This is a genomic window from Mycobacterium sp. TH-M116 (genome assembly GCF_057473685.1).
On sequence record NZ_JBYCLC010000247.1, the window covers coordinates 1 to 5244 of the forward strand.

Genomic DNA, 5244 nt, shown 5'->3' on the forward strand with positions numbered 1-5244 from the left:
GCGACCTTGTTTACAGCCGGGTGACGCGCGTCATAATGTTCAGCGAGAACGAGAACACGTTCTACATTGCCGTCCGGCCCCGGTCGGCCCCTCTCGCCGAACACTCGGGTCAGGGCTTTGCTAGTGGAGGTTGTTCATGAAAACAAAAGGCGCGCTGATCTGGGAGTTCAACCAGCCGTGGTCGATCGAGGAAATCGAGATCGGTGACCCGGTCAAGGACGAGGTCAAGATCCAGATGGAAGCGTCGGGCATGTGCCACTCCGACCACCACCTGGTGACGGGCGGCATCCCGATGGCGGGCTTCCCGGTGCTCGGCGGGCACGAGGGTGCCGGCATCGTCACCGAGGTGGGCCCGGGCGTCGAGGACATCGCCCCCGGCGACCACGTGGTTCTGTCGTTCATCCCGTCCTGCGGCAAGTGCCCCACGTGCCAGGCGGGCCTACGCAACCTGTGTGATCTGGGCGCCGGACTGCTCGGCGGTGCGGCCGTGTCCGACGGCACCTTCCGGATCCAGGCCCGGGGCCAGAACGTCTACCCCATGACGCTGCTGGGCACGTTCTCGCCGTACATGGTCGTGCACAAGAGCTCGGTGGTGAAGATCGACCCGTCGGTGCCCTTCGAGGTGGCCGCCCTGGTCGGCTGCGGCGTCACCACCGGCTACGGGTCGTCGGTCCGCACCGCCGACATCCGGCCGGGACAGGACGTCGCCATCGTCGGCGTCGGCGGGGTCGGCATGGCCGCGCTGCAGGGGGCCGTCAACGCCGGCGCGCGCTACATCTTCGCGATCGACCCGGTGGAATGGAAGCGCGACCAGGCGCTGAAGTTCGGCGCCACCCACGTCTACCCCGACGTCGAGGCCGCGATGATGGGCATGGCCGAGGTCACCTACGGCCTGATGGCCCACAAGGTGGTGGTCACCGTCGGCGAGCTGCACGGCGCCGACGTCGACAACTACCTGAACATCACCGCCAAGGGTGGCACCTGCGTGCTGACCGCGATCGGCAGCCTGCTGGACACCAACGTCACCCTGAACCTGGCGATGCTGACCCTGATGCAAAAGAACCTGCAGGGCACCATCTTCGGCGGCGGCAACCCGCACTACGACATCCCGCAGCTGTTGTCGATGTACAAGGCCGGCAAGCTCAACCTCGACGACATGATCACCCGCCGGTACAAACTTGAGCAGATCAACGACGGCTACCAGGACATGCTGGACGGCAAGAACATTCGCGGGGTCATCCGGTACACCGACGCGGACCGGTAGCCGATGACCGACACCGCGGCATCCCAGGCGTCACCGGCCCTGGCCGCGTCGCAGGCGTCATGGCGGTGCGTCCAAGCCCACGACCGGGAGGGCTGGCTGGCCCTGATGGCCCATGACGTCGTCGTCGAGGACCCGATCGGCACGTCCGTCACCAACCCCGACGGCACCGGGGTGCGCGGCCGGGGGGCCGTCGGCGTTTTCTACGACACCAACATCGCGGCCAACCGGCTGACGATCACCTGCGAGGAGACGTTCCCGTCGAGCTCACCCGACGAGGTCGCCCATATCCTGGTGCTGCACAGTGAATTCGAGGGTGGAGTCACCAGCGAGGTCCGCGGGGTGTTCACCTACAAGGTCAACGACGCGGGGCTGATCACCAACATGCGCGGCTACTGGAACCTCGACATGATGAAGTTCGGCAACCGGGAGTAGACGAACGGCCGTGCTCCGTCGGCCGGCCCGACCGCACCTATGCCGGCCGCACCTATGCTGGGGCCCATGCCGTCGATCTTCACCAGGATCATCAACCGAGAGCTGCCCGGGCGTTTCGTCTACGAGGACGACGACGTCGTCGCGTTCCTGACGATCGAGCCGATGACACAGGGCCACACGCTGGTCGTGCCGCGCGCCGAGATCGACCAGTGGCAGGACGTCGACGGCGCGGTTTTCGCCCGCGTCATGTCGGTGAGCCAACTCATCGGCAAGGCCGTGTGCAACGCCTTCCACACGGAGCGCGCCGGGGTGATCATCGCCGGGCTGGAAGTGCCCCATCTGCATGTTCACGTGTTCCCCACCCGCAGTTTGGGCGACTTCGGTTTTGCTCACGTCGACCGCAACCCGTCGCCGGAATCGCTGGACGAGGCGCAGGCCAGGATCACCGCGGCGCTGGCTCAGCTGGCGTGAACCGGCGCCTCCGGCACGGGTACGTCGTGCACCCGCGGCAGCGTGACACGAAAGCAGCATCCATCGCCGGGCGCGGTGGTCACGGTGACCCTGCCGCCGTGCGCGTGCACCAACGAGTCCACGATGGAAAGCCCGAGACCGGTGCCGCCGCTGGCCCGGGCACGTGACGAGTCGGTGCGATAGAAGCGCTCGAACACCCGCGCCGCATCCTCCCGGCTCATGCCGGGTCCCTTGTCGGCCACCTCGATCACCGCGTCGTCGCCGTCGGTGCCGACCCGCACGATGACGTCGGCGCTTTCCGGGGTGTGCTGCAAGGCGTTGACCAGCAGGTTGCTCAGCACCTGGCGGATCCGGGCCTCATCACCGACCACTTCCGGGGTGCCGGGACCGTCGAGCACCTCGATCCGGATCGTGCGCTTGGGATCCACGGCTTGCGCGTCGTGCACTGCGTCGCTGGCCAGCGCCAGCAGGTCCACCTGATGGTGCTCGAGCGGGCGTTGGGCGTCGAGGCGGGCCAGTAACAGCAGATCCTCGACGAGCAACCCCATCCGGCTGGCTTCGCTTTCGATCCGCGCCAGCAGCATCGACACGTCGCGCGCGGCGCCCTGGCGATACAACTCCGCGAAGCCGCGAATGGTGGTCAGCGGGGTGCGCAGCTCGTGGCTGGCGTCGGTGATGAACCGGCGCATCCGCTCCTCGGAGCCGCGCGCTTTCTCGGCCGAGGACTCCGAGGACGCCAGCGCCTCCTGGATCTGGGTCAGCATCCCGTTGAGCGCCAACGAGAGCTGGCCCACCTCGGTGCGGGGGTCGCGCTGCGGGATCCGTCGGTCCAGTTGCCCACCGGCGATCGCCGCGGCGGTCTGTTCGACTTCGGACAGCGGCCGCAGGCTTCGCTGGACCATCGCGAAACTGGCGATCCCGACGAGGACCAGCACGCCCACCCCGATCCCGACCTGCAACCAGGCCAGCGAACGGACCGTGTGCTGGACGTCGGAGAGGTCGATCGCGACGGTCGTCAGGCCGTGCGGGCCGCGCACCGACACCGCCCGCCATTCGATGTCGGAGCCGCTGACCGAGGGCAGGGTCGTCGGTTCGGGGCCTACGTCGTTGTCGGGCGGCAGCGCCGGTTCGGCGTTGCGGTCGTTGATGGCGGTGAACGGCGTGCCGTCGGTGCCGATGCCCCGCACGTAGAACTTCGACGGCGGCCGGCCGGGGTCCGGGCTCTCGTAGGGCGCCGGCGACCGGCGGCGCGGCGCCAGCGCCCAGCCGCGGGACGCCTCGAGCAGCGTCTGGTCGATCCGGCCGACGAGCACGTGACGCAGGATCGAGGTGACCGCCACGCCCGACATCAACAGGCCGCAGCCGACCAGGGCGAGGGTGGCGGCCACCAGGCTCACCCGCAGTGGTACTCCGCGTCGAAGCCGCTTGGCCGTCTCCGTATTCTTCGCCACCGGTCACCTCCCCATGCGGCCGAGCGGGTGCTCAGCGAGGCTCGCGCAGCACATAGCCCACACCGCGCAGGGTGTGCAGAAGCCGCTTCTCCCCGGTGTCGATCTTGCGGCGCAGGTAGGACACGTAGGACTCGACCACGTTCACGTCACCACCGAAGTCGTAACGCCAGACGTGGTCGAGAATCTTGGGCTTGCTCAGCACGGTGCCGGCGTTGATGACAAAGTAGCGCAACAGCGTGAACTCCGTCGGCGACAGCGACACCGGTTGCCCGGCCTTCCACACCTCGTGGGTCTCTTCGTCGAGTTCGATGTCGGCGAACGTCAGCCGGGCGTTGCGGGGTTCCGGGCCGCCCTTGCCCGCGCGTCGGAGGATGACCCGCAGCCGGGCGACGACCTCTTCCAGGCTGAACGGCTTGGTCACGTAGTCGTCGCCGCCGAGGGTCAGCCCGGCGATCTTGTCCTGCAACGAGTCGCGAGCCGTCAGGAACAGCGCGGGCGCGTCGATGCCGTCGGCGCGCAGTCGCCGCAACACCCCAAAACCGTCCATCCCGGGCATCATCACGTCCAGGATCAACGCGTCCGGGCGGGCTTCGCGCGCCCGGTCCAGGGCCTGGGCCCCGTTGGTCGCGGTGTGCACCTCAAAACCTTGAAATTTCAGGCTGACGGAGAGCAGTTCGACGATGTTGGCCTCGTCGTCGACCACGAGGATGCGAGCCTCCGGTGTGGACTCGCCGTGGATAGCCGCTGTCATGAGAGCCTTCTGTCCTTCGTTCTGTCCTTCGTTGAACATCTCCTTCACAGTAAGTGTGCAATTACTGTGAGGGCGGTGGTAACCATCTGATAGTAGCCTGCCAGCGCATCACGGCGCCGCCGCCGACCCGAACGCCGTTCATCAAAGTCGCGTCGCGAATAGACTTCACGAATGGACCTCGTCAAAAGCGTCGTGTCCCTGGCGACCGCCCCCGCGCGGGCCGGGCTCGCGGTCGCGGAGGTGAGCTTGAACGTCTCGTCCATGGCCGTTGGCGTGGCCAGGCGCGCGGTGGGCGGTGGTGCGTCCGGCGCCGGGACGAACGGCATGGCGTCCATGCTGGGGATCGACGACACGATCGTGCGCGCCAACCGTCTCGCCAGGCTGATGGACGACGACGCCCCGCTGGGGCGCGCTGTGGCGCCCGACGGTCCGCTGGACCGGTTGTTGCGCCCGGGCGGGGTGGTCGACCTGCTGACTGCGCAGGGCGGCTTGCTGGACCGGCTGACCTCCGAGGGTGGCGGCCTGCAACGCGCGTTGCAGCCCGGCGGGCTGGCTGACCAGCTGTTCGCCGAGGAAGGCCTGATCGAACGCGTGATGTCCGAAGGCGGGCTGACCGACCGGCTGCTCGCCAACGGCGGACTGGTTGACAAGCTGACCGCGAAGAACGGGCCGCTCGAACAGCTCGCCGACGTCGCCGACACCCTGGCGCGGCTGACGCCCGGGATGGAGGCGCTCGAACCCGCGATCGATACGCTCCAGGACGCCGTCGTCGCGCTGACCATGGTGGTCAATCCGCTGAGCAACCTCGCCGAGCGCATCCCGCTGCCCGGCCTGCGGCTCCCGCGCCGCTCTGTGTCGCGGGCGGTGCGCCCGAC

The 5244-nt window shown here is 68.2% G+C and carries 6 protein-coding genes; 4 read left to right on the forward strand and 2 right to left on the reverse strand.

What is annotated here, in order from left to right:
- Nucleotides 1-136 precede the first annotated feature (136 nt).
- The 3 genes from AC2VOK_RS12260 to AC2VOK_RS12270 all read left to right on the forward strand — a co-directional run bounded on the left by AC2VOK_RS12260 (nt 137) and on the right by AC2VOK_RS12270 (nt 2167).
- Nucleotides 137-1264, forward strand: a complete 1128-nt coding sequence (locus AC2VOK_RS12260) for an NDMA-dependent alcohol dehydrogenase (protein WP_428900711.1) — start codon at nt 137-139, stop codon at nt 1262-1264.
- A 3-nt stretch (nt 1265-1267) separates the two neighbouring features.
- Nucleotides 1268-1696 (forward strand): ketosteroid isomerase family protein, encoded by a 429-nt coding sequence (locus AC2VOK_RS12265; protein ID WP_428900712.1) that lies wholly within the window; start codon nt 1268-1270, stop codon nt 1694-1696.
- 66 nt (nt 1697-1762) lie between these two features.
- Nucleotides 1763-2167 carry an HIT family protein gene (locus AC2VOK_RS12270; RefSeq protein ID WP_428900713.1) on the forward strand — a complete coding sequence of 135 codons (405 nt, stop codon included), beginning with the start codon at nt 1763-1765 and terminating at the stop codon, nt 2165-2167.
- Here AC2VOK_RS12270 and AC2VOK_RS12275 read toward each other — a convergent pair.
- On the reverse strand, nt 2155-3516 hold the full coding sequence (locus tag AC2VOK_RS12275) for a sensor histidine kinase (protein WP_428900716.1): 1362 nt from the start codon (nt 3514-3516) through the stop codon (nt 2155-2157). The genes AC2VOK_RS12270 and AC2VOK_RS12275 overlap by 13 nt on opposite strands.
- 133 nt (nt 3517-3649) lie before the next feature.
- A complete protein-coding gene (phoP, locus tag AC2VOK_RS12280) occupies nt 3650-4369 on the reverse strand; it encodes a two-component system response regulator PhoP (protein ID WP_428900714.1) in 720 nt (239 codons plus the stop codon).
- Nucleotides 4370-4540: 171 nt separating this feature from the next.
- Between phoP and AC2VOK_RS12285 the strand changes: the two genes are divergently transcribed.
- Nucleotides 4541-5244, forward strand: a 704-nt coding sequence (locus AC2VOK_RS12285; RefSeq protein ID WP_428900715.1) for a hypothetical protein, incomplete at its 3' end; no start/stop codon positions are given.

Bases quoted from the DNA above. Each gene is read 5' to 3' on its own strand.
- AC2VOK_RS12260 (WP_428900711.1), top strand. From the start codon at position 137: ATGAAAACAAAAGGCGCGCTGATCTGGGAGTTCAACCAGCCGTGGTCG.
- AC2VOK_RS12265 (WP_428900712.1), top strand. From the start codon at position 1,268: ATGACCGACACCGCGGCATCCCAGGCGTCACCGGCCCTGGCCGCGTCG.
- AC2VOK_RS12270 (WP_428900713.1), top strand. From the start codon at position 1,763: ATGCCGTCGATCTTCACCAGGATCATCAACCGAGAGCTGCCCGGGCGT.
- AC2VOK_RS12275 (WP_428900716.1), bottom strand. From the start codon at position 3,516: ATGTCGGGCGTGGCGGTCACCTCGATCCTGCGTCACGTGCTCGTCGGC.
- phoP (WP_428900714.1), bottom strand. From the start codon at position 4,369: ATGACAGCGGCTATCCACGGCGAGTCCACACCGGAGGCTCGCATCCTC.